We start from the raw sequence: 23,872 nt of genomic DNA, 5'->3' as shown, positions 1-23,872 counted from the left end.
CTGAACCATAGAAAAACCAAGCTATATCGCTCTGAGGGGAGCGGCTTGGTCGTTTTGGATTTTTTAAATTGTTGTCCATCTTCCGGGTGAACGCCCGTTCCATATTTTATTAATTTTTTTCTCGCGTGCGACAGGGTTACCCCATCGAATGGGTAGGATTATGAAATGGTCTTACCTTATTCTGTCCCCGAAAATTAAACGACTGGTGGAGATGGTTGTTCAATGTAGACGGCCCAAGTAGGAGCCTATAACATATAGTGTAAACATGGTGGGGTGGAACTAAACGGTAAATGTACTAGTTTACATCCATATTTCAAATGATTCATTTTATGTAGTTCGTTTAAAGTACATACGAGAAGGAAATCATGTATTAACATGACGATAGGTTCCTGCGGAATGCAAAAGATATAGTGAAGGAGAGATGAAAACATGGAAGCATTATACACAGCATCAGCAACGGTACATGGTGGAAGAGACGGTTCAGTCGCTTCATCCGATGGAGTTTTGAAGCATAAGCTCAGCACGCCGAAGGAACTGGGTGGCGCAGGTGGAGAAGCTACGAATCCAGAGCAATTGTTTGCGGCAGGCTATGGTGCCTGCTATGAGAGCGCATTGGCTAATGTGGCCCGGAAGGCTAAGGTGAAGGTGGACAATGTTGAGGTCACTAGCCACGTATCTATCGGCAAGGATCCAAGCGATGGCGGCTTCCAGCTGGCGGTACGTCTGGATGTGAAAATACCCGGTATTGAACGCGCCCAGGCCGAAGATTTGGCACGCCAAGCGCATGATTTTTGTCCGTACTCCAAAGCAACACGCGGTAACATTGATGTCGAGCTTAATGTCATTTGACTGCATTTCTATAACTTCTACACTCTGGCCGCCGATTTATCGGGGGCTTTTGCACATAGATCTTGATTCGCTGAGATTCACGACCATTTGACATCATCGCCAAAATTCATTAAGATGGCTTAGGTGATTCTGGTCATCAGGTACGAAACAAATTTGAAAAATACGGGTGATATGATGTCTTACAGACCGAATATTGTTAATTTCACGCTGGCTGGCAGCAACGAAAAAGAAGGGCTTTATGAGTTTAAAATGAGTTTGGCCGATGGAACGGAGTGCCGCGTTTTTTCTCAACGTCATCCGGAGTGGACCTTGACGAATATTAGTCGACTGCTAACGACGCCTTGCCCGGTATGCCATAAGGATTTTATCTGCAAGTGTATGGATAAGTTCCATGAGGAGTTTTTAGAGCAAATTAATACGAAACAGCTGTTTGAGAAAGCATTGAGCTAGTTTTTCGAACAGGTAAAGACTATACATTTCTAAACAAGCGTCGGATAATTTCGGCGTTTTTTTGTTTATATTCATATGGTTGCGTTGATTGTATTCATGCCGTTGATTTCCTGGAGGTGAAATGCTATATGAACCAGTCTGATCATGCTCATTCAGATTACTCCATTGTGTTGGTGGATGGGGTATGCCACTTTTGTCAGGGAGCAGTCCGCTTTATTATCAAGCGTGACCCTAAAGGGAAATTTCATTTTGGTTCCCTGCAATCCGAGGCAGGACAAGAACTATTACGTGCAGGAGGACTATCTGCGGATCAGCTGGATACGTTCGTGCTGATTGAAGACGGTACGTATTATACAAGGTCCACCGCGGCTTTGCGAATTGCCAAACGTCTTCGTTTTCCATACCCGCTGGCCTATGGTTTCATCCTGGTACCCCGCTTTGTGCGCAACGCAGTCTATAACTGGGTGGCGCGTAACCGATATCGTTGGTTTGGCAAGGATGAAGAGGATCAATGTCTGATCCCCCCACCAGAAATTAGACAACGATTTTTTTAGTTTCTTTTTTAAGTTTCTTTTTTGGAGCGATGTCTACGAATTAGTAAGATCACAGCGATCACGATCAATATCAGGCTCGTAACAGCTACATACATGATATGTCGTACATTGGGCACGTTAACAGACAATTTTAGCTCGTTAGATTCCAATGGAGCAATGTTCCAGTACAGTGTTTTTCCGTCTTCCGACACACGGTCCGCATTATGGGTAGCAGGTTGGATGGGTAAGGATAGGCTGAAGTTAAGATCCAGCTGCCGCTCCAGTAATTTGCGCGCAAACACATTCATTTGCTTAAATTTGTCACTCAGTCCTTGAGCTTCTTCAGGAAGCATCCGTGGTAGATCGAGCTTCATGGTAAGATCAATATTCGTTGTGAAAAAATGTTGGCTCACAGCGCGCTTTATTTCTAATCCCTCAGGTAGATGTAATCCCTGACTGGGATTTTTTTTGTTTGTGCTCCAATCTCCTTGATAATGCCCCTTGATTTGATATCCCTTTCTTCCCTGTTCAGCTAGCGGCTGTACATCTACATTGTTGCTTTGAATACGCTTGACTAATTGATCTAGCACCCCGGGATTGTCCAACATCATCAGTGTCTGGTTGTTTACGCTGAACGTCGCATCCATATCTACACTTTGATCGAGATGAACATCTACATGGATGTCACCTCGAGCACAGGAAGTTAGGGCAAGCAGACAGCATACCAGCATAAAAATGAGCAGTATTTTTCGTATCCGAACTTGCCGACGTTTGTTCCGATATGGGCTGTACCCTATTGGCTTCATGACCTACACCTCTTTATATGTATTCTTTGGTTTAACGATTGGATATCTTCTATATATTACACATTGGGAGAACGAAAATCGAACGGTATAACGAAATACATAAGAAGAATTATATTTCACAAAATGTTTCCCTAGGTAAAAACTTTAGTGTATACTCTAAAATATAGTATTGATAAAAAATAATTGAATCAAGGAAATAGTTTGTCCCAAAACGAAATTCAAAGGAGGATTTTAAAACATGAAAAAGCAGTTTAAGAAGGCTTTGCCGCGCTGGGTAACGACAGTTGGAGTATTGTCTCTAGCTCTGGTTCTAGCGACTGCATGTACCGATGCTAAGAAGAAGGAGCAGGGAAGTGCGAGAGAGACGGGACAAAAAATAAAGGCTACGGCTACCATCGGTATGATCTCTGACATTGTCGGCAAGGTCGGCGGTAATTATGTGGAGGTCACGGGAATTATGAAGTCAGGCGTTGACCCGCATTTGTACAAGGCTTCACAGGGAGATATGCGCAAGCTGGATCAGGCCGACGTTATTTTTTATAACGGATTGCATCTGGAAGGAAAAATGCAGGACATTCTGGAGAAAATCAGCAAGCAAAAACCCGTCATACCCGTGTCCAAAAACATCGCACAGGATCAGTTGCGTGCAGGTAGCCCGGAAATGGGATCTGAGCATGATCCACATATCTGGTTTAACGTACAGAATTGGATGTCTGCAGTAGAAACCGTCAGAGATGAATTGTCGGCGCTAGACGCTGTTCATGCGGAGGAATATAAGGCCAACGCAGAAGCCTATCTTACTGAGCTGCGAGAGCTGGATGATTACACGAGAGAGCAGATTGCCAGTATACCGGAAGCCCAGCGCGTGCTTGTCACGGCACATGATGCTTTCGGCTATTTCGGAGATGCCTACCACATTCAAGTGAGAGGACTTCAAGGTATGAGCACAGAATCAGAAGCGGGTTCTCAAGATGTGACCAAGCTGCGAGATTATTTGGTGGAGCATAAAATCAAGGCCATATTCGTAGAATCTAGTGTTCCGAGAAAGGCCATAGATGCGGTTATTCAGGGGGCCGCTCAGCAAGGTCATACAATTGAGGTTGGTGGCGAGCTGTATTCGGATGCCATGGGTGAAGAGGGCACAGAAAATGGAACATATATCGGAATGGTCAAGCATAACGTCAATACGATTGTTAAAGCTCTTAAATAAGGAGGCAGAGATACATGGGGCATTCACCACTTGTCGTTCGTGATTTATCGGTAGCTTATCAAAAAAAGCCCGTTTTGTTCGATGTTTCCTTTGAGGTGCCGGAAGGCAAGCTGATTGGTATTATCGGCCCGAACGGGGCTGGGAAATCTACACTGATCAAGGCAACGCTTGGATTGATTCCAAAGCTTAGGGGCGAGGTGCTAGTTTACGGCAAGCCCTATAAGCAACAGCTGCTTAAGGTTGGCTATGTACCACAGCGGGAGTCGGTGGATTGGGATTTTCCGACGAACGCATTGGATGTGGTTTTGATGGGACGGTATGGCAGATTGGGCTGGTTTAAGCGTCCGGGAGCAGCAGATCGTCAGGCTGCAATGGAGAGTTTGGACAAAGTTGGAATGAGCCAATGTGCAGACAGACAGATTAGTCAATTGTCTGGCGGCCAGCAACAACGTGTTTTTTTAGCCAGAGCACTCGCGCAGGACGCTCAGCTTTATTTTATGGATGAACCGTTCGTCGGTGTGGACGCTGCAACGGAAAAAGCCATTATTTCATTGCTCAACGATTTGAAACAGCAGGGTAAAACCGTGCTTGTCGTTCATCATGATTTATCTACAGTCACGGATTATTTTGATCAGGTTATGCTGTTGAACGGGCATCTTATGGCGTTTGGAGAGACGACAGATATTTTTACCGAGGAAAATCTGCAGCGTACGTATGGCGGGCGTCTGAGTATACTCAAAACAGGCCCGGATTCCGGCACGATACTTGGAGTGAGGTGAGCAGTATGACAAGCTTGGCAGCGCTTTTGACCGATCCAAACATGCAGTGGATTTTGCTGGGCTGCATTTTGCTCGGTTTAAGCAGCGGGGTGATTGGCAGTTTTATGTATTTGCGCAAGCAGTCGCTCATGGGAGATGCTTTGGCACATGCGGCTTTGCCGGGGGTATGTGTGGCTTTTATGATCATAGGTACAAAATCTGTGTTTGGATTTATGATTGGGGCCGCCATTGCAGGGATTGTTGCGACCTTTGCCATCAGTGCGTTAACCCGGTATTCGCGAATTAAAAGCGATTCGGCGATTGCAGCGGTGCTGTCGGTATTTTTTGGCTTTGGCATTATGTTGTTGACCGAAATTCAGCATAGTGGCGCAGGAAACCAAAGTGGATTGGACAAATTTCTATTTGGTCAAGCTGCGGCAATGGTATTGTCTGATGTCTATACGATGGCGGTAATTTCAGTGGTACTCATCGGAATATGTATATTATTTTTCAAGGAATTTAAGCTGCTCAGCTTTGACCCTGGCTTTGCGCGCGGACTTGGTTTTCCGGCAGGTTGGCTGGATAAGTTGTTGATGCTATTGATTGTCATTGCGGTGGTTGCTGGCATTCAGGCCGTGGGAGTCATAATGATGGCTGCCTTGCTGATTACCCCGGCAGTGTCGGCAAGATACTGGACAGAGAAGCTGGGTGTCATGGTGTGTTTATCAGGCTTGTTTGGTGCTATAGCGGGGCTTGGTGGGACGCTCATTAGCTCTCTGGGGCAAAATCTGCCTACAGGACCGTTATGTGTGTTGTGTGCGACTGTGGTGTTTGGAATGAGCTTGATTTTTGCGCCGCAGCGCGGGATGATCTCCAAGGCTATCGTTCGGTTGAACGCCAGGAAAAATCTGGAGCTGACAGTCGGAACACAGCCAAGGGAGGAGCGTGCCCTATGAGTTCATTTTATGTAATTTTGACGGGAATGTTAGTGGCAGGGGGATGTAGTATCGTTGGGTGCTTTCTTGTGCTCCGAAAAATGGCTATGATCGGTGATGCAATCAGTCATGCGGTACTGCCGGGGATTGTCATTGCCTTTCTCATCAGCGGATCGAGAGATTCGGTGTGGATGATGTTTGGTGCGGCAGTGCTGGGTCTTCTAACGGTGTACCTGATTCAGCTGTTCCAACAAAGCGGTCTGCAAAGTGATGCTGCCATTGGCGTGGTGTTTACGACATTGTTTGCTATCGGTGTTTTGCTGATCAGCGTGTTTGCTTCCAATGCCCATCTGGATATGGATCACGTTTTATATGGGGAAATTGCTTATGTGCCGTGGAATACGTTAGAGATAGCTGGCTTTGATGTCGGTCCGAGGGCTGTGTGGATTACGGGTGCGATGTTTTTGATCAATTTGCTCGTGATAGGGGGCTTTTTCAAGCAATTTAAAATTACTTCCTTCGATCCCGCTTTGGCAGCTTCATTAGGCATTCCAGTTGTTTTTTTTCATTATCTGCTGATGAGTCTCGTCTCATTAACGACGGTGGCGTCATTTGAGAGCGTGGGCGCAATTCTGGTGGTTGGCATGCTCGTTGTACCGCCTCTTACCGCTTATTTGCTGACGGAGAAGTTGTCCCGTATGATTGTATACAGTGTCGGACTTGGAGCCATCAGCTCGGTCGCAGGCTTTTACACAGCAAGTGTATTGGATGCTTCTATTGCGGCATGTATGCTGTGTGTATCGGGTGTGTTGCTGCTTTTGGCTTTTCTCTTTTCCCCGTCTCATGGTGTGGTATGGCAAAAGTTAATTCAACAACGGGGGATCGTTGGCGAAGATAGCAAGTGATTGTAGGAAGTGATCCCATATGAGTTACCCAAAATAGCGTGCATTCAGGCATAGGAGACCTGAATGCACGTTTTTTTGCGCTTATGCTACCCTGTGCGGCTTTTTTTGGGGCAAGCTTGATTGATCATCTTGAATTGATTGGGACACGGGAGTACATTCATTACAACCATATAAGATGGACGGAACGAGCGGCTACGCTGTGGGGAGGAACGAAAGTGGAGAGCTTCAAACGTAAATCACCAGAGGAAATACTGGATTCGATTAACAAATTGCATCGAGGCAGACTCAAAATATACATGGGTGCGGTCAGTGGCTCGGGTAAAACGTATCACATGCTGCATGAGGGACGGTCGCTGCAGCATGAAGGTATCGATGTTGTGATTTGTGCGGTATCGACCATGCAGCGGCCTGAGACCGTGGAACAGGTCGGCACGTTGGAGCGAGTGCCTAGTATTCATTGGATAAAAGATGGTGAGGAGCAAAAGGATCTGGATGTGGAAGCTTTGGTGGCACGAAATCCTGAGGTGGTACTGGTGGATCATTTGGCACATCATAACCGGAAAGACGCCCCATTTCCAACACGGCTGGAGGATATTCGGTATTTGCTGGAGCAGGGGATTAGCGTCATTACGACGGTCAATGTTTATGAACTCGAAGGAATTACGGAGTGGGTATATCAGTTGACAGGCTTTGAAGCGGAATATACGGTTCCGGTTGATACACTGGAGCTGGCGGATGAAATTCGTCTGATTGATGCCACCCCGGAGATGATTTTGGAACGGCTGGCGAAAGGCTACATGCATACGCCCAATCCTGAGATGTTTCACCGGGGAAATCTGGGTAAATTGCGTGAGCTTGCCTTGCGATTGGTAGCAGAGGATGTGAATGATTCGCTGGAACGGCACCGGGAGGAGTTGGGCTTGCACGGGGCGTCAGGAGCCGCAGAGCGTATTTTAGTACCTGTCCAATATCATTGGAATGGGTCCATTTATGTACGCAGGGGGGAACAGGTCGCCAAGCGGTTGGGTGGAGATATGCTAGTAGTCTCCTTTGTCAGCTCGAAGCGCAAGCTGTCCAAGGAATCAGCAGCCTTTAAGCGCTCAATTGAGCAATTGGCCGACAAGATAGGATCAACATTTGAAGAAATCCCGCTTTTTTCCCGCAGAAGGTTGCCTCGCCAACTGATTCATTATGCGGTGACGCACAATGTTACCCGTATTGTTATGGGACATTCTCGGCAGACTCCGTGGCAGGAGCTGATGAAAGGATCGCTGGTGAACGGGATTTTAAAACGAATGAAAAATATGGATCTACTGCTGATTGCGGACCGAGCCGAGCAGGAGGGTGAGCGAATTTTACCAACGATGAGACAGGAGGTAGAAGAGAATGACCCGTATCATCGTTTGAGCGTTGAGGAAGCACAGGCTGAGGCAGCCAAAATCCTGCGAGGCAAGCTCAAGGTATACATTGGCGCTGCTCCGGGGGTCGGCAAAACATACACGATGCTGAGAGAGGGAAACGATCTGCTGGAGAGCGGGATTGATGTGGTTATCGGATTGCTGGAAACGCACGGAAGAGCAGAAACATTGGCCCAGGTAGGCTCTCTGGAGATGATCCCTCGTCAGTCCATTGAGCGTCATGGCGCACACTTGGAAGAAATGGACACCGAAGCTATTCTCAGGCGCAATCCCGAGGTGGTGCTAATTGATGAGCTGGCTCATACCAACGTCCCAGGAAGTCTGAGATCCAAGCGCTATGAGGATGTGCTCGCCATTTTGGAACAAGGGATCTCTGTGATATCCACAATGAATGTACAGCATCTGGAGAGCTTAAATGATGCGGTAGAACAGATTACTGGCATACGAGTGAGAGAGACTGTTCCCGACCATATGATGCGTCTGGCCGATGAAGTGCAGCTTGTTGATGTGGCTCCCAAATCGTTGCAGCAGCGTATGCGTGAGGGCAAAATATACGATCCTGCGAAGGTGGAACAGGCACTTAGCCACTTTTTTAAACTGGGCAATCTGATTGCGTTGCGTGAACTTGCTTTGCGGGAATTGGCAGATGACGTAGATGAGCGGCTAGAATCCTGGGATCGACACGAATCACTTCGGGGACCGTGGCGCAGGGAGGAAGTGATCTTCGTAGGCGTGACGCTAAGCGAAAATGCTGAAAGGTTGATCCGCCGTGGTTTTCGTATCGCCTTTCGGCTAAAGGCTGTGTGGATTGTGACGTATGTTCATGTCGGTGAGTGTATACCCGAGAGACTGAACCCTCGTCTGGAACAACTAAAGTTGTTGACCCACCGACTGGGGGGAACCTTTGAGATGCGGCTTGTTTCCAGCCGACGCGAGATTGCCGACATTTTGATTGCTCCGGTGGAAGGATATTCAGGTACGCAGCTCATCGTGGGGCAGTCTTCCCGAAGTAGCTGTTGGGGGAAGTCTGCGGTTGTGCCGAGGATTCTTCGTCAAGCACGTCATATGGATGTTCTAATTGTGGCGGATTATGATCCGGATATTAAGCTGGAGGTAGATCATTAATTCGCCCAGTAAATTCATAAATAGTCATATGCTGGTTACCGATGGTTCGCTGCTTCCATAGTATATTCTATCTCAAAGAAATGGAGGCGAATTTAAATGTTTAAACATCGTAAGCATCATTGTCATTTTCCAAAGCCAAAAAAACGTGTCTTTAAGAAGATCATTAAGGTGACTGTCATTAAGTTTAAACCTAAATTTGAACGTGATCATCGGAAACATGAAGATTTTGATATGAAATGTCATTGCCGGAAACGTCATCATCGCCATCATCGCCATCATGACTGTCATCGTCGTCACCACAAATTCTACTAAGATGAAGATGGTAGGAGGCGGGGCTAGACTGCCCGCCTTCTCTTAGTACGAGGATTTTGGAAGATACTTGCACAAAAAATACTTGCTCTAATATAAGCGCTATGCTATTCTACCAGTAATAGATTGCACGTGACGGAAGCACCGTTCACCAACCGTATGTACTTACGGATGGATGAACGGTGCTTTTTTGCGTTGTTGTGTTAGGGAAGGGATGAGCATTATGATTCCAGTGAAAGTGGTATTAGCCGTAGAAGGTCGGGATTATATTGAGCCGCTGCTGAATTATGTTCACGGAAGCGAGTATGCTAGAAGGCTGAGAATAACGGCTTTTTCGCAACCGGAGGCATTTCATCAATACATGATGGAAACCAGCGGAATGAAAAGACCGGATGTGGTGGTTGGTGAAACTGCCTTTTTGAATCTATGGACAGACAGGGAAGCTGCTGATATTCCTTGTTTGGTATTGCATGAGGGAGAACAAGTGAGGGAATATGGACAGCCTTTATTAAAATATCAGCCTTTATCTGAACTGGTCGGTTTTATTTTGGAAACGGCGAGACAGAAGTCAAATGGTCGGAAAAGTGTAAACAGCCGGGAAGGTGGGATGATTATCGGCATGGTAGCAGCTTCCGGAGGACTGGGCAAGACAACGGCCGCACTCAATATGTCCAAACAGCTGGGGAATGAGGGATATTCGGTATTCTATCTGAATCTGGAGACGGTGGATTCAAGCTCATTATTCACTGGTTCAGGCAGTGCTAGCGGAGCAGAAGGAGAAGGGCTGTCCAGGCTGCTCTATGATCTCAAGGCAGAAGGGAGTGAGGAGACTCCGTTATCCATGGCTTCCTATTGTGTTCGTCGCCCTGAAATTCAGGCGGATACTTTTCAGCCTGTCTATAATCGCAAGGAGCTGACGGACATGACTTGTGATGAAGCGAAAGAGCTGATTCGAACAGTTGCCGAAAGTGGACAGTATGATGTAGTGATCGTAGATGGCGATTCTGAAAAAGGTGATCGGGCTCAAGCCGTGCTTGAAGCTAGTCATAAGCTGATTTGGCTGCTGGCAGACGATTTAATGAGCATGCACAAGTGCGGATTATGGCTGGATGTTTTAGAAACCACGCGGCCTGAAGGGCTTGAAGACATGATATGCAAAACCAGCTTTGTGGTGAACCGCTATATGGGAACTATGATCAACTCGTTACCTCGTGACTTCATGGAGCTAAACGGAGCCTTACCCTATATACCTTCATGGAAACAGATGCAGCACCGTGAGCTGTTGCTAAGTTCACCGATTTATCAGCGGGAAATTCGTCATCTATGCCGCGAGCTGCTGAATGTGGACGGTGTAACACATCCGGCCACCGTTTGGTCTTAAAAGGGGCTGATGAACATGAATGAGGGACGATTTAAGGCATTGCGAGCAGATATCCGAAACGGGCTGGACGTAACGTCTTCGGTAAAGGATGCAGATCTGGTACGGCATATTGAAAATCGAATTTTACACGATGTAGAGCTGGTGGGCTTAACTTCCCGTGAGAAGCACGCACTTGTCCGCAAGATTTTTAACTCTTTCCGTGGGCTGGACGTACTCCAGCCATTGATTGACGACCCGACCGTTACGGAAATTATGATCAACAGTCACCGGGAAATCTTTGTGGAGCGGGCTGGTGAGGTGATGCAGATACCCGATCAATTTGAATCCCGCGAGCGACTGGAGGATTTAATCCAGACGATTGTAGCCGGGGTGAATCGAATTGTGAATGAGGCTTCCCCCATTGTGGATGCCCGATTAAAGGATGGATCACGCGTAAATATTGTGCTACCTCCGGTTGCTCTCAAGGGTCCGACGATGACCATACGGAAGTTTCCCGAGCGTCCTATGACGATGGATGACTTGATACGAATGGGTGCGCTGGATGCAGAAGCCGCTGCTATGCTCAAGGACTTGGTACGTAGCAAGTACAACATTTTTATAAGCGGAGGAACGGGTTCTGGTAAAACAACTTTTCTGAATGCATTATCCCAATTTATCCCGCCATCTGAACGGATTATTACCATTGAAGATTCAGCAGAGCTGCAAATTGTGACGGTCCCTAATCTGGTCTCCATGGAAACACGGAACGCGAACACCGAGGGGAAGGGAGAAATCACAATTCGTGATCTGATTCGTTCCTCCCTGCGTATGCGGCCCAACCGCATTGTGGTGGGTGAGGTCCGGGGAAGTGAGGCATTGGATATGCTGCAAGCGATGAATACTGGCCATGATGGGAGCTTGTCAACTGGGCATGCGAATAATATCCGCGATATGGTCAGCCGGCTGGAAACGATGGTGCTGGGAGGGGCAGAGCTTCCGCTTGGAGTAGTACGACAGCAGATCAGCTCGGCTATTGATATATTTGTTCATCTGTCACGGATGCGCGACAAATCCAGACGAGTGCTGGAAATTAGCGAAGTGATTGGTTTTGAAAAGGGTGAGGTGACGCTTAACCCCCTTTATCGGTTTCAGGAGCGAGGAGAAAGCAAGGGGCGAATCGTAGGAGGTCTGGAACGTTGTGGCGAGGGTCTGCAACATACTTTGAAGCTGCAAATGGCCGGGATCAATCCGGAAAACTGGCACAGGGGAGGCGTATCAGTGTGAAGTCAGGAAAAACGGCGGCCAAGCAAGTATCACGTGAGGCCCCTTCTCTGCCAGATTATACGGTGTATACATTATCGACAGTACAAAAAAGTCTGTGCATATTCTTTAGTGGCGTGTTGTTCGCGATGATCGGTTATCTATTTTATCACCAATGGATATTATCGTTGCTGTGCGCTGCCGGGGCTGGGGTGATGCCTCGTTATTTTAGGCAATTTTTGCTGCAAAGACGCAGGTCTGCCCTAAGCATCCAATTCAAACAGGCTTTATATTCGCTCTCGTCTTCTCTTTCAGCGGGAAGGTCGGTGGAGAATGGTTTTCGTGAGGCAATAGAGGATTTGAGATTGCTTAGTCCAGATGGAGATCACGACCTGATTTTTGAATTTAACATTATTACCGCCTGTCTCGAAATCGGACAGCCTGTAGAAACCGCTTTGCAGGATTTGGCCCGTCGGGCGCAGATGGAAGATATTACGAATTTTGCGGACGTATTTGCGGCTTGCAAACGAACCGGAGGTGATCTGGTGGAAGTCGTAAGACGAGCTTCAAGTGTCATTGGTGAGAAGCTGGAAATTCAGCAGGAGATCGGTGTAATGATTGCGCAGAAACGTTTTGAATCGAGGGTTATGTTTGCGGCGCCTTTTTTGTTTGTATTGTTTATGACCATGACAGCGGGTGATTACATGATGCCCTTATACAGCGGTACAGGTATGATTTTATCAACCTTTTGTTTATTGGTGCTTGGTGGGTGTCTCGTGTGGATCAACCACATTATGAAGATTGAAGTGTAAGGAGAGATGGGTGTGGTGATGTTGATTTGTCTGGTCATGCTGGTTCTGCAAGTGGGAGGTTGGGTGGTGCTGAACCAGATGCACGGTGCTAAGTATGCGCATTTTCGCCATATGAAGTTGGAGGGACTGCGGCTGCAAAGACTTTCAGTCCCATTTGTACACATGATTCATGCTTCACGTGCTACTCATAGACTGCCTTTGCTAATGTTCAAGCTCCAGCGTTCGGTGCAAAAGCTGTATGGTATGCGTAACAGCGGAGAAAAAACGATGCTTTTTCTGGCAGAAATGTTGGGTTACGGATATATGATGGCTGCTGGTGGAGCTATAATATCGCTTTTGCTGGGTGGGGATGCGACCGGGCTGGTGCTCGGATTGGGACTTGGTCTTCTGGTACCCATCGCGCTGATCAAGGATTTGCACGGGAAAGTACAGAAGCGGGATCAGCAAATTTTAATGGAACTGCCTGAACTGTTGAGTAAAATGATGCTTTTAGTAGGTGCAGGTGAGACGGTACAACGGGCATTGCTACATTGCGTGGAACGTAAAGGGGCGGATACGGAACATCCGTTGTATCGAGAACTGAGGCAGACGGTGGCAGAATGGGAAAGCGGCTTTTCCTTTCAACAGGCATTTGAGCACCTGAGCAAACGTTGTGGTATTCAGGAAATGACAGTATTTACGACGACAGTTTTGTTGAATTTGAGGCGCGGCGGGAGCGATTTCGTGATGGCTTTACGTGAGTTGTCCCAGACGTTATGGGGCAAGCGGACTTCAATTAGCCGCACAAGAGGGGAGCAGGCTTCATCTAAGCTGGTATTCCCGATGGCGCTGATTTTGCTAACGGTAATTGTGCTGGTGGGCGCTCCGGCTTTAATGATGATGAATATGTAGGAGGAATACAACGATGATGACATTAGTAACGGGCAGTATTCGTAAATTGTACAAGGATGAGGATGGTCTGGGTACGTTAGAAATGATCCTGATCATTGCCATTCTGATTGCGGTGGCAATTATTTTCAAGGATCAGATCAAGAAAATTGTAGAAGGGCTTTTGAAAAAGGCGGATAAAAAAAGTAACGATTTTATGGATTCATAATGCTGTGCAAATTGGCACAAAAAGAGGACGGGAGCTTCTCCTTGGAAGCTTCCCTCGTCTTTCCCATTCTACTGCTGGTCATTTTTGTGATGTTATTTTTTTGCCTATATATATATCAAAAATCTATATTGGTGCAAGTCGCTTCTACTGCTTCAGAAAGAGCCGCTTACAGCTGGGATAACAGCTTCAAGGACCCACGTACAGGAGCATTTGCGCAAGGGCAACGGGATTCTCTCTATTGGCGCTTGAAGGATGATGTTATGCTGGGAGCCCTGTTTGGCTGGACCGGAGCCAACAATCAGGAAAATGTACAGGTGCCGGGCGGCAATGGGGGAGGCTCGTTACCTGCTCAAAAGCTGTCCAATGCAGAAAATAAAATGCCTGCGGGCATGCAGGGGCAGATGACATATGAGAACAGTATGATTCACCGTAAGGTGACCACAAAGTTAAATAAGATCGTGAAGGTACCTTTGCTGAATCAGTTTTTAGATCAGACAGATTTGCAAGGGAAAATGAGCTCTGGCGTGGTCGAACCTGTGGAATGGATTCGTACGGTGGAGTTGGTCCGTTATTATGGTGCGAAGTTTATGGGCAGAGGATCAGGTGAAAAGGTAGATTCGGCAGTTGTAGGCAAAGTATTGATGCAATATGGTCAAAATGGTCAGTGAGAAGTAAGGAATAGGAATGTAACTGGGAAGGAGGAAGCGGGTGTTTGGTAAGGGTCACAATACAAAGGACGGGGAATCAGGTGCTGTCACGGTCTTTTTAATTCTGATTTTGGCGGTCATGTTCGGTTTTATTGCTGTATTTATTGATTACGCGAGAATTGCTGCACTGCATGTGCAGACCGAACGGCTGACCCATGCGGCGGTTCGTTCAGTGATGTCTGCTTATGATCCGACATTACAACAGGAGTACGGTTTGTTTGCTTATGGCGAAGGCGGCGGAGAACAAATTATGGTCAAAGTGCTGAATGATAGCGCGCGGCGTACGGCACGCGCAGAAACGCTACCGCTTATGAATATGAAGCTGGATTCTAGTTCCCTGCAAATGGAAAGGGAGCTTGGTAAATATGCCGTATTTAACGAGCAGATCCGTGAAGAGATGAAGTATAAAGCACCTGTCGATTTTACGTTTGAAGTGCTCGAAAAGCTGAAGCCGCTCTCTCAAAATATGAAAGAGGCTTCTCATACGGTAGATTTGCTGAAACGGCTGCAAAAGCTATACGACAGACGAGAGGCCAAACTTGATGACATGCTGGAGAAGCAGCGTAAAGCAGGAGCTTATATGGAAGAGGTTCGCAAGCGGATTATTAAACAGAGGGGCACCTATATGCCCAATCAGTATATATGGGACCCGCTTGAGGTTGTAGCCGATATTGCCGCTCAATATAAGCATTACGTACATGTATATGAAGACAATAAGAAGAGTGTGGACGACGTTAAAATCATGCAGATGGAAAAGTATGCACGTAGAGCGAGGGCAGCGCTTGATCGCCTGCGTCAGATCATGGTTCAGGCTGGGGAAGAACATGATAAGTTGCTTCTGGAAGCCAAGGAACCGTTAAATGAGGCCCAACAGATTAATGAAGAGATGCGCAAAGTCATTGCCCAATATAAGCAGAGGGCGGCCAATGCAGGCTACGATGAGGTTTCAGCAGCCCCTACTCCAAGCGGGACAGGCTCCAACGCAGATCCTTCGGTAGGAAGCGCACGGCAAAAAGCAGAGGATTTGTTGATTCCAGACAAGGAATTTGAGCAATGGGAAGCAGAAATTGAAAAGCAACGGACTTCTATAAATACTGCTAACAATAGAATAACGAGTATGATGCGTACGTTATCCTTTTATACAGATCCGTTTTTGAATGCAGACATGCTCAAGCAAGAAGTCGCTTCTACGCTTAAGGAGATAGATAAATACTTAAATGCGTATGCTTGGGCGGGACCCGCCAATGTGCTCGACGGTGAAGCCAGGACGATGGATACGCGACGCGGCCCGGACAAAGAACGCAAGAAAATGGAAAAAGAGGCGAAAAACAAACTCAAACAAGCCTATCGGATTATTGAGGTTCTATCCAAGGGTAAACAAAGTGCAGAACAATTCCAAAATCTGGAGCAGTATTACAATGAAAGTATTTCGTTTAACCAGTCTACATCCAGTCCATCTGTATCCGCTGATTTGTCCTATGACACCTATGATGCAGCAGGATCTTCCATGGATAGTATGGATGGTCTATACGGTGCGGCATCCAATTTACTGACTCAACTGGGAGACGAGTTTTACCAGAATGAATACGCGCTTTCTTACTTCCATCATGTGGATTTTAGTCGTTTTGGCAGTTTGGCCGGATCGGGTGGAAATGTGGGAAATGCTGCACAGATTTTGGGAGATCAGCTGGAGGTGAATAATCAGGAAGTTGAGTACATCTTGTATGGGTTCCATAATCCGACGGGTAATCTGGCATCCGCCTATGGAGAAATTTTTGCTATGAGACTTGCCATTCGAACAATGGAGGGATTGGTTAAGAACAGCTCAAAAGGTAATCCGCTGGTCGTTTTGGCGGCAGCTTTGTTATATGGAGTAGAAAAAGCGATAGAAGACATGATTATGCTGGCACAAAAGGGGGACGTGCCATTGTCTGATTTTCTGAAATTTCGAATGACATACAAGGATCATCTGCGATTGTTCCTGATGCTCCATAGCAATAATGAACGAAAAATGTCCCGTATGCTGGCTCTGATCCGTCTGAATACAGATGTCAATCCTGCTGAGCGGCAAACGTATGCAACGGGTGAGGTCAAGAATGGGATGAGGCTGTGGTTTCTACCTGGGGTAATGAAGATGCTCGGGACCGCCTCAAAAGAAGGCGAGAGTATTAAGGGAAGTGTGTACTATGTCACGAAAACAGCGCATTTTTCCTATTAATCGGTGTTTACGGAAAGTTTGTGGGCAAAAGCAATGTGAACAAGGAAGTATTGTTTTAGAAGCGTCATTGGTGTTGCCAATGTTTCTGTTTTTTATTATTTTTCTCATTTATATGGTTCAGATGACACTGGTATCTACAGCGTTGCAGACCACCGCTTCAGAAGCGGTTAAACAGGTTTCGGCTAAAATCTACCCAGTTTCTCTAGCCGTGGAGGCGGCGTCCGCAAAAATAGATGCAGTGCGTGAACCGCTGGATGAACTGCCCAAGTTATCTGTGAGTGAATATGCAAGCCAATTCGCTGCCCAGTTGCCACCTCCAATTGGTGATTGGGTAGAAAGCGCTGTTCAGGGCGGTCAAAAGCCGATGGAGGAACTGCGGGGGCGATTTACGGAAGCTGCACTCGATCCTGTTTTGAAGCCGATGCTAAAGCCTTTTATGGAGGAAAGCATTCTGGAATATGACCGTATTCATATAACGAGCGTACATGTACCTGCTCTTACAGGAACTAAGGACCCTTATTTTAGAGTAGAACTGTCGTATGAACTGCCGATGAAGGTTCCTTTTCTGTATCGCAGCATTGTGCTTCAGGCGGCAGCTGAGGAACGTCTTTGGATTGGCGACACAGGGGAAGGGGCAGGTACAGGAAATGCGACGGGGGACAAGGATGCGGAGCATTCCATACAGTTGCTCGTTAAGCCTGAACCTGCTGTGAAGGGTGTGTACAATTTAATCAAGGCCAAGGTTGAGCCTGGGACGACTGCTAACCTTTCTGTGCTTTATAAGTCGGGTGAAAGCACAGCTCAGCACTTGGGCTGGACCTCTGCCAACGCGGACGGGATTATAGAATGGAACTGGTTTGTGGGAACGAACACAACACCTGGTCAATGGAGCTTTGTAATTGAAACAGAGGTTGGTCAACGTATAGAAGTTCCGTTTACCGTGGAAAAGCCAGCTGATGGATAGGATGGATATAGACTTGTAGGGATAGCTACGATGGAAAATGATTTGGCAGTCTGCTAGTTCTATTTTTATAAAGGGGGAAGATCGCATTGACGTGGATGTATATTGTATGCGGAGTTCTGCTCGCGATTGCGTTAGTTACGGATTTACGTAGCATGAAAATCCCTAATAAGCTTACATTACCCGGCATAGTGGTAGGCTTGGTATTCAATACTCTATTTGGGGGGTGGCACGGTTTTTTATTTGCTGTTGCTGGACTGGGTACCGGATTTGGGTTCATGCTGATTTTGTACTGGATGGGAGCTGTTGGTGCAGGAGATGTGAAGCTGTTCGGCTTGATTGGAGCATGGACAGGTGCCGCTTTTGCATGGCAGTCAGCTTTATATTCGATTTTTTTTGCAGGTATTATTGGCATAGGGATTTTGCTATGGAAGAGGGAAACCATCATGAGACTGCAGCGCGTAGCTTTTAATTTAGGAGGATTTTTTCTATTTCGCAGCGGAAAAGCACTGACCAGTGGAAATGAAGCACACCTCAGGTTTCCTTTTATGACGGCAGTCATTCCGGGGGCGATCAGTGCTTATCTTTACTTCTTGCCATGACATGTCCGCTGGGGGAGATCATGCTACCTCACGGAGATAGGAAATTGTTAAGGAGGTCATGAATTGTTTGGTTTAAGCAGGGATTTTGCCCGGAACGGCGGGACATTTATGATTCTAAACAAGGAAGACGGGCTCAAAACCGATGATTTAAATTCCGTACAAACTGGAATGATGACTGGTAATCGGATTCCCGGTCTACTGGAACTTAGAATAAAGGAAGTCGATTTTCAGATTGAGTTACATTACGACATTTCGGGGCAACGCATGCTTTCCCAATTATGGAAAGGTGGGGGCGTGTCGACTTCTGATTTCTACCGGATTCTTTTTGAAGTGGCAGATGCCCTCCATCGCAGCCCGCAATATATGTTAGATATTCGCCAGTTTATTTTGCACGAGGATTATATTTTTCTAAGTGGTTCAGGTACAAGGGAAACCGCCAGTTTAACCTATGTTCCTTTACGCAGTGTACAGTATGCAGGGCAAACAGGCAGTCAATTTAAGCAGATGGTTATTCGTTTAATGACTCGTGTGGCCCACTTTCAGGGAGAAAATATACAACGCATACTCGATCTGTGTGATAGAAATGAATTTGAATTGGGTTTGCTAAAGGAACTGCTGTTGCAAGGAATGAAGGCTGGTACAGAGAGTGCTAGCGTGCAGGCAGAAAGTATGGAAGAGCGAGCCTTTTCATCAGCCGATCCTATCCTATCTGCTCATACCTCACAGGGGAACTATACGGATCGTGGCGGAACATACGCGCGAGAGCATCGGGAAACTCTACAGGAGATTCAGGAGCTTAAACGGATCAATCGGCTCAAACCGTCCGTGAAACCAGAGGAGAATTCCGAGCATGTAACAGAAAACGAAGTAGAAGATGTGGAGCCTGGATTGCAAAAATATAAAACCTACATTGCTCTCGGATGTCTGCTCGCTTCGGCCATCGTGTGGCGTTATATTTATCTGGACCATCCAGAGACGGTACCGTTGATTATTTCCATGGTGCTGACCTTGGTACTTGCCGCTGTTGCTTATATAAGCTGGACGGGGAAATGGGAGCGCAATCGAACTTCATCTCATATGTACAGCGATTCAGTACCTGTATTGGATTCGGAATGGTTAGGAACTACTTCTTCCCCAGCACAGCGCAAAAATGATCGTTATCAGGTAGATAAGCTGACCGGATTTGTAGCGGGACGTCATCATCAAGACAAGCAATCTTCCGATTCGAGTGATCAAGGGCCGGAGAACTGGAGATGGACTTTTCCAAACTCAGAATCTAAGAGCGTGGGAAATCGAGTTACGGAAAATAGTAAGAAAACTTCAGCAAATTGTGACTTACACGAGCCATCGTGGAAAGGTGCGGAACGGGGAAATGAATTGGAAGCCAGTGATACCAGCGAGGCTTATTATAAGTCTCTCTCCGGGGTAACGGAGCTTCTAAATGCTGCATCTAAGCAGGAAACGATGCTGCTTCGTGCAGATCAAGAGATGCAGATTTCACCAGTGCAGCAATCACCGATGGCTTGCCTGGATCGCAAGCCACCAGGTAGTGGAGGGACAGAGCGCATCCGGTTGCAGCCAGACCAATTCGTTGCAGGCAGTTTTATCATCGGGAGAGATCCGCAACTGGTTCAGTTTGTAGAGCATACGGATGGAGCTTCCCGTTCTCATATTGAGCTTTGCATAGTTACAGGAGAACATAGCCACATTGTTAAGGATTTATCCTCGACGAATGGAACTGTTCTGAATGGAGAGCCTATGGTGCCTTATAAGGAGTACACAATGAAGGATGGAGATACTTTTAAAATCGCTGGAGTTTCTTATACTTACCGGTTGGACTCTTTTAAATCCTCCAATGCATCATAAATGAAGGTTATATGGATATATGTCAAGAAGAGGCCTGTTATATTCAGAGCTTCTTTCTTTATGAATAGTGGACTATTCATGGGAATAAAATGGGGCATCTTAATAACTTGTAGTCTGCTTGAGAGATTGTATCTGACTAAAAAGAGGAACCCTAAGCTGGTAGTGACACTACCTACCAGCCAAGAGTTCCTCTTTTTCAATTCAATGCTGTTTTTGGGAAGAATGGAGTTCTTTAAGAGCGTCCTTAAGTGAAGGATAGTGAAACTTAAATCCGTGCTCCAGCGCTTTGCGCGGTATTACCTTCTGACCATCCAATACTAGCGTGCTCATCTCACCAACTAGCTTTGAAACGAGAATGCTGGGGACGGGAAACCAGTGCGGACGGTGATATACCGTAGCTACTGTCCTCCCAAACTGGTCGTTCGTCAAGGGTTGTGGTGATGAAGCATTCACTGCTCCGACGATTTCCGTCGTATGGATGCAGTACGTGATCAGACGAACGATATCTTCAATATGAATCCAGCTCATCCATTGATGGCCGCTACCTATTTTGCCGCCGAATCCGAAGCTATAAGGCATCTTCATGAGTGGGAATGCCCCTTTTTTTCTGTCCAGCACAAGGCTAATGCGTAACTTAATTAAACGGGCTTCAGAAGGGTAGGCATTGGCTGCTTCTTCCCATTGCTCAACTACCTGAGACAGAAAATCTCCCGAACAGCGCGGGCTCGTTTCATCGAATGTTTCGGTCAGGGATGTACCATAGGCGGCAACAGCAGAAGCCTGAATGATTACTTTCGGTTTTTTTTGTAGAGCATTCAATGCTTGAGCCAACCGGGCAACAGATAGCAGTCGAGATTGAAGAATTCTTTGTTTGGACTTATCCGTCCAGCGCTGATTCAGCGTTTCGCCTGCTAAATTAACGACCGCATCTGTGCCTTCCAGTACTTCAGGCTTTTGTTTTAATTCGTTCCAGCTCATATATTGCAAGCGGGGGCTCGCTTCGTGTCCTACCAGTGGCTTGCGGGTAACGACTTTCACGGTGTATCCGTCGTCTAGCAGGCTTTTGACCAGTGCACTCCCCACCAATCCAGTTCCTCCACATACGATGATGTTCATGGAGCCAGCTCTCCTTCCAATTCACAAAAAATACATCCGTTATAGAATATAACCCTTTTCGAGAGAAAAAAACTTCATATGAATGTCCTTTATACGGTTAAGTGTCAATCCATGATTTTATTTACCCCTGTTTGACTAACATATATTCTGATGTGTACTTTATCTACGTATTCCCTTAATAGAGTTATTTGAGGATTTTGCAAAAGCCCAATAAGCGACTTTCAATGAAGAATATATTGATCGAAATGGTCTGGTTCGTCTGTATATTGCACTTTGGAGCGACTGGAATCGAATTTTGCAAAATCCTGATTTAAGAAAGTTGCCATAAAAGCTATGTTGTTTGATTTCAATAATCACGTTAAAATGATTAAATTAAAATAAGACAAGCATAACAGGATAAGGGGATGAATCAGGGTCATGCTGAAAATTGGTTCTCATGTGTCCTTCTCGGACAAGGGTCTGCTCAGCGCTACAAAAGAAGCGTCTACTTACGGGTCCAGCTCCTTTATGATATACACGGGAGCACCGCAAAACACGCGTCGTAAGCCGATGGAGTCCATGTATTTGGAGGAAGGCAAGCAGTTAATGGCTGAGAAGGGAATGGAAGATATCGTGGTGCATGCCCCGTATATCATCAACCTTGGCTCTTACAAAGAAAATACCTATGAGCTTGCGGTCAGCTTTCTTCAGGAGGAAATTCGGCGCACACACGCGATAGGTGTGAAAAATATTGTGCTGCATCCGGGCGCTTTTACCGATAAGGATGCGGAATATGGAATCGGGCGTATTGCCGATGGTTTGAACGAGGTACTGAACGGCGTGAAGGAGACAGATGTTAACATCGCGCTTGAAACGATGGCAGGCAAAGGAACGGAAATGGGGCGTAGCTTTGAGGAGATTGCCTCCATTATAGATAAAGTAGAGCGTAACGAGCGTCTTACGGTTTGTATGGACACCTGTCACATTCACGATGCGGGTTATGATATCGTAAATGATCTGGACGGTGTATTGGAGCAGTTCGACCGTATTGTCGGCTTGAATCGCATTGCAGTTGTTCACATTAATGACAGTAAAAATCCAGTTGGCGCTCATAAAGACCGCCATACTCCGATCGGATCAGGCTGGATTGGCTATCAGACTATTCATAATGTGGTGCATCATGAAGCACTTCAAGGACGTCCGTTTATTTTGGAGACGCCATGGATTGGGAAGGAAGCCAAAACTCAGCGTCCGATGTATGAGGTTGAAATTGCCCTGCTTCGCGGAAATGTAAAGGAGCGCTTTGGGGATGAGTTTTTGGGTCAGGTAGAGCAATTGCATTCGTTTTTCAAAAAACAGGATGTGGATGTCCGCAAATTTGTTCTGGACACCTGGGCTCTGCTGAAAAATGATGCCAAAGCAAGAAAAGCCGATCCACGTGAGCCGTTGGAACGTCTGTATGACATGATAACGGAAGCAGCACTATTTCCAGATTTGAGCGAAGAACACATTAATCAACGGTTGATTGCCTGGTTTGCCGGCAGTCATTTGCCAGTGACGGTATAAGCTAAGGGGGATTAATAGCCACATGGAAATTCACGTAAAACATCAGCCAAATAGCACTCTATCAGCCCATGAAAACCGCGCGCGTATGCTTGTATCTTGTCCAGATGGACCAGGTATTGTAGCGGCCGTGTCCCGTTTTTTGTACGAGCATGGGGCCAATATCGTTCAATCTGACCAATATACAATGGACCCGTCGGGCGGTATGTTTTTTATGCGGATTGAATTTGATCTGCCGAATTTGAGTGCAACCCAGCCACAGTTGGAGCAGGATTTTGCCGCTGTTGCTGAGCAATTCCGTATGGAGTGGACGATTTCTGCGGTTAGCCGCAAGAAAAAACTGGCTATTTTCGTTTCCAAAGAAGATCACTGTTTGGTAGAACTGCTGTGGCAATGGCAGGCAGGAGATCTGGACGCGGATATTTCATTGGTGGTTAGTAATCATCCGGATATGAAGGAGTATGTGGAATCGTTTGGTATCCCATATCACCATATTCCGGTAACCGCCGATACCAAGCCGGAGGCGGAGCGTCGCCAACTAGAGGTTATTGGCGAAGACATTGACGTTATCATTTTGGCCCGTTACATGCAGATTATATCTCCCAAGTTTATTGAGCATTATCGCAACCGAATTATCAATATCCATCATTCCTTTCTGCCTGCATTCGTGGGTGGGAAGCCATATGCCCAAGCCTATAATCGCGGTGTGAAAATTATTGGTGCTACTGCGCATTATGTAACTGAAGAATTGGACGGCGGCCCGATCATTGAGCAGGACGTGCAGCGTGTAAGCCACGGAGATGATGTAAATGAGCTAAAACGGATCGGTCGCACCATAGAGCGGGTCGTTTTGGCAAGAGCCGTGAAGTGGCATGCAGAGGATCGTATTCTGGTTCATGAGAACAAAACAGTCGTTTTTAACTAATCTTAAAATTTTAGGAAAAATTTGTGAATCTATATTTTTTGTTAAACAAAGCCCATCGCATAACGGGCTTTGTTTTTTTATATAAGGATTTTGCAAAATCCTCATGTGA

General features: G+C 46.5%; 22 protein-coding genes. 20 read left to right on the top strand and 2 right to left on the bottom strand.

Features of this window, described 5'->3' with window-relative positions; translation table 11 throughout:
• Nucleotides 1-429: 429 nt before the first annotated feature.
• The 3 genes from JOD82_RS15550 to JOD82_RS15540 all read left to right on the top strand — a co-directional run bounded on the left by JOD82_RS15550 (nucleotide 430) and on the right by JOD82_RS15540 (nucleotide 1,853).
• Nucleotides 430-849, top strand: coding sequence for an organic hydroperoxide resistance protein (locus tag JOD82_RS15550; protein ID WP_013309264.1), 420 nt, complete (start codon nucleotides 430-432; stop codon nucleotides 847-849).
• A gap of 123 nt (nucleotides 850-972) precedes the next feature.
• Nucleotides 973-1,299 carry a hypothetical protein gene (locus JOD82_RS15545; RefSeq protein WP_013309265.1) on the top strand — a complete coding sequence of 109 codons (327 nt, stop codon included), beginning with the start codon at nucleotides 973-975 and terminating at the stop codon, nucleotides 1,297-1,299.
• A 128-nt stretch (nucleotides 1,300-1,427) separates the two neighbouring features.
• Nucleotides 1,428-1,853 (top strand): thiol-disulfide oxidoreductase DCC family protein, encoded by a 426-nt coding sequence (locus JOD82_RS15540; RefSeq protein ID WP_069012201.1) that lies wholly within the window; start codon nucleotides 1,428-1,430, stop codon nucleotides 1,851-1,853.
• Between the two features lie 8 nt (nucleotides 1,854-1,861).
• On the opposite strand, the gene JOD82_RS15535 is transcribed toward JOD82_RS15540, so the two are convergent.
• Entirely contained in the window at nucleotides 1,862-2,638 is a 777-nt protein-coding gene (locus JOD82_RS15535; RefSeq protein ID WP_049816931.1) for a DUF3153 domain-containing protein, read from the bottom strand.
• Between the two features lie 238 nt (nucleotides 2,639-2,876).
• Here JOD82_RS15535 and JOD82_RS15530 point away from each other — a divergent pair, with 238 nt between their 5' ends.
• The 15 genes from JOD82_RS15530 (at nucleotide 2,877) to JOD82_RS15460 (ending at nucleotide 20,180) form a co-directional block, all read left to right on the top strand.
• Entirely contained in the window at nucleotides 2,877-3,848 is a 972-nt protein-coding gene (locus JOD82_RS15530; RefSeq protein ID WP_069012200.1) for a metal ABC transporter solute-binding protein, Zn/Mn family, read from the top strand.
• A gap of 14 nt (nucleotides 3,849-3,862) precedes the next feature.
• The gene (locus JOD82_RS15525) at nucleotides 3,863-4,627 is read left to right on the top strand and encodes a metal ABC transporter ATP-binding protein (RefSeq protein ID WP_069012199.1); all 765 of its coding nucleotides are present in this window, start codon (nucleotides 3,863-3,865) and stop codon (nucleotides 4,625-4,627) included.
• A 5-nt stretch (nucleotides 4,628-4,632) separates the two neighbouring features.
• Complete coding sequence (locus JOD82_RS15520; protein ID WP_069012198.1) at nucleotides 4,633-5,562, top strand: metal ABC transporter permease; 930 nt, start codon at nucleotides 4,633-4,635, stop codon at nucleotides 5,560-5,562.
• Complete coding sequence (locus JOD82_RS15515) at nucleotides 5,559-6,446, top strand: metal ABC transporter permease (RefSeq protein ID WP_069012197.1); 888 nt, start codon at nucleotides 5,559-5,561, stop codon at nucleotides 6,444-6,446. Before JOD82_RS15520 ends, JOD82_RS15515 begins: the two co-directional genes overlap by 4 nt.
• Nucleotides 6,447-6,661: 215 nt before the next feature.
• Nucleotides 6,662-8,989: a histidine kinase gene (locus JOD82_RS15510; protein ID WP_069012209.1), complete on the top strand. Its 2,328-nt coding sequence runs from the start codon at nucleotides 6,662-6,664 to the stop codon at nucleotides 8,987-8,989.
• Between the two features lie 532 nt (nucleotides 8,990-9,521).
• Entirely contained in the window at nucleotides 9,522-10,679 is a 1,158-nt protein-coding gene (locus tag JOD82_RS15505) for a P-loop NTPase family protein (protein ID WP_069012195.1), read from the top strand.
• Between the two features lie 15 nt (nucleotides 10,680-10,694).
• On the top strand, nucleotides 10,695-11,942 hold the full coding sequence (locus JOD82_RS15500) for a TadA family conjugal transfer-associated ATPase (protein ID WP_069012194.1): 1,248 nt from the start codon (nucleotides 10,695-10,697) through the stop codon (nucleotides 11,940-11,942).
• A complete protein-coding gene (locus tag JOD82_RS15495) occupies nucleotides 11,939-12,730 on the top strand; it encodes a type II secretion system F family protein (RefSeq protein WP_069012193.1) in 792 nt (263 codons plus the stop codon). Before JOD82_RS15500 ends, JOD82_RS15495 begins: the two co-directional genes overlap by 4 nt.
• 6 nt (nucleotides 12,731-12,736) lie before the next feature.
• Nucleotides 12,737-13,621 carry a type II secretion system F family protein gene (locus JOD82_RS15490; protein ID WP_081317600.1) on the top strand — a complete coding sequence of 295 codons (885 nt, stop codon included), beginning with the start codon at nucleotides 12,737-12,739 and terminating at the stop codon, nucleotides 13,619-13,621.
• 13 nt (nucleotides 13,622-13,634) lie between these two features.
• Nucleotides 13,635-13,826 (top strand): Flp1 family type IVb pilin, encoded by a 192-nt coding sequence (locus JOD82_RS15485; protein WP_013309278.1) that lies wholly within the window; start codon nucleotides 13,635-13,637, stop codon nucleotides 13,824-13,826.
• On the top strand, nucleotides 13,826-14,494 hold the full coding sequence (locus JOD82_RS15480) for a TadE family protein (protein WP_069012192.1): 669 nt from the start codon (nucleotides 13,826-13,828) through the stop codon (nucleotides 14,492-14,494). Before JOD82_RS15485 ends, JOD82_RS15480 begins: the two co-directional genes overlap by 1 nt.
• A 40-nt stretch (nucleotides 14,495-14,534) precedes the next feature.
• Nucleotides 14,535-16,751 (top strand): DUF5702 domain-containing protein, encoded by a 2,217-nt coding sequence (locus tag JOD82_RS15475; RefSeq protein ID WP_069012191.1) that lies wholly within the window; start codon nucleotides 14,535-14,537, stop codon nucleotides 16,749-16,751.
• On the top strand, nucleotides 16,720-17,715 hold the full coding sequence (locus JOD82_RS15470) for a TadE/TadG family type IV pilus assembly protein (RefSeq protein ID WP_029516369.1): 996 nt from the start codon (nucleotides 16,720-16,722) through the stop codon (nucleotides 17,713-17,715). The genes JOD82_RS15475 and JOD82_RS15470 overlap by 32 nt, the downstream gene beginning before the upstream one ends.
• Nucleotides 17,716-17,801: 86 nt before the next feature.
• Nucleotides 17,802-18,314 carry an A24 family peptidase gene (locus JOD82_RS15465; protein ID WP_029516370.1) on the top strand — a complete coding sequence of 171 codons (513 nt, stop codon included), beginning with the start codon at nucleotides 17,802-17,804 and terminating at the stop codon, nucleotides 18,312-18,314.
• 63 nt (nucleotides 18,315-18,377) lie between these two features.
• Entirely contained in the window at nucleotides 18,378-20,180 is a 1,803-nt protein-coding gene (locus JOD82_RS15460; protein WP_069012190.1) for a DUF6382 domain-containing protein, read from the top strand.
• 201 nt (nucleotides 20,181-20,381) lie between these two features.
• Here the strand turns inward: JOD82_RS15460 and JOD82_RS15455 are convergent, their stop codons facing one another.
• Nucleotides 20,382-21,296 carry a TIGR01777 family oxidoreductase gene (locus JOD82_RS15455; protein ID WP_069012189.1) on the bottom strand — a complete coding sequence of 305 codons (915 nt, stop codon included), beginning with the start codon at nucleotides 21,294-21,296 and terminating at the stop codon, nucleotides 20,382-20,384.
• A 417-nt stretch (nucleotides 21,297-21,713) separates the two neighbouring features.
• Here JOD82_RS15455 and JOD82_RS15450 point away from each other — a divergent pair, with 417 nt between their 5' ends.
• Together JOD82_RS15450 and purU are read left to right on the top strand one after the other, a co-directional pair.
• Nucleotides 21,714-22,841, top strand: a complete 1,128-nt coding sequence (locus tag JOD82_RS15450; RefSeq protein ID WP_029516373.1) for a deoxyribonuclease IV — start codon at nucleotides 21,714-21,716, stop codon at nucleotides 22,839-22,841.
• Between the two features lie 22 nt (nucleotides 22,842-22,863).
• A complete protein-coding gene (purU, locus tag JOD82_RS15445; RefSeq protein WP_023987631.1) occupies nucleotides 22,864-23,763 on the top strand; it encodes a formyltetrahydrofolate deformylase in 900 nt (299 codons plus the stop codon).
• Nucleotides 23,764-23,872: the final 109 nt, after the last annotated feature.

It is taken from the genome of Paenibacillus sp. 1182 (genome assembly GCF_017833915.1).
GTDB lineage: Bacteria > Bacillota > Bacilli > Paenibacillales > Paenibacillaceae > Paenibacillus > Paenibacillus polymyxa_D.
The sequence above is the reverse complement of the archived record's forward strand: the minus strand, read 5'-3'. Positions and strand labels throughout refer to the sequence as shown.

Bases quoted from the DNA above. Each gene is read 5' to 3' on its own strand.
- JOD82_RS15550 (WP_013309264.1), top strand. From the start codon at position 430: ATGGAAGCATTATACACAGCATCAGCAACGGTACATGGTGGAAGAGAC.
- JOD82_RS15540 (WP_069012201.1), top strand. From the start codon at position 1,428: ATGAACCAGTCTGATCATGCTCATTCAGATTACTCCATTGTGTTGGTG.
- JOD82_RS15535 (WP_049816931.1), bottom strand. From the start codon at position 2,638: ATGAAGCCAATAGGGTACAGCCCATATCGGAACAAACGTCGGCAAGTT.
- JOD82_RS15530 (WP_069012200.1), top strand. From the start codon at position 2,877: ATGAAAAAGCAGTTTAAGAAGGCTTTGCCGCGCTGGGTAACGACAGTT.
- JOD82_RS15525 (WP_069012199.1), top strand. From the start codon at position 3,863: ATGGGGCATTCACCACTTGTCGTTCGTGATTTATCGGTAGCTTATCAA.
- JOD82_RS15520 (WP_069012198.1), top strand. From the start codon at position 4,633: ATGACAAGCTTGGCAGCGCTTTTGACCGATCCAAACATGCAGTGGATT.
- JOD82_RS15515 (WP_069012197.1), top strand. From the start codon at position 5,559: ATGAGTTCATTTTATGTAATTTTGACGGGAATGTTAGTGGCAGGGGGA.
- JOD82_RS15505 (WP_069012195.1), top strand. From the start codon at position 9,522: ATGATTCCAGTGAAAGTGGTATTAGCCGTAGAAGGTCGGGATTATATT.
- JOD82_RS15500 (WP_069012194.1), top strand. From the start codon at position 10,695: ATGAATGAGGGACGATTTAAGGCATTGCGAGCAGATATCCGAAACGGG.
- JOD82_RS15490 (WP_081317600.1), top strand. From the start codon at position 12,737: ATGGGTGTGGTGATGTTGATTTGTCTGGTCATGCTGGTTCTGCAAGTG.
- JOD82_RS15485 (WP_013309278.1), top strand. From the start codon at position 13,635: ATGATGACATTAGTAACGGGCAGTATTCGTAAATTGTACAAGGATGAG.
- JOD82_RS15480 (WP_069012192.1), top strand. From the start codon at position 13,826: ATGCTGTGCAAATTGGCACAAAAAGAGGACGGGAGCTTCTCCTTGGAA.
- JOD82_RS15470 (WP_029516369.1), top strand. From the start codon at position 16,720: ATGTCACGAAAACAGCGCATTTTTCCTATTAATCGGTGTTTACGGAAA.
- JOD82_RS15455 (WP_069012189.1), bottom strand. From the start codon at position 21,296: ATGAACATCATCGTATGTGGAGGAACTGGATTGGTGGGGAGTGCACTG.
- JOD82_RS15450 (WP_029516373.1), top strand. From the start codon at position 21,714: ATGCTGAAAATTGGTTCTCATGTGTCCTTCTCGGACAAGGGTCTGCTC.
- purU (WP_023987631.1), top strand. From the start codon at position 22,864: ATGGAAATTCACGTAAAACATCAGCCAAATAGCACTCTATCAGCCCAT.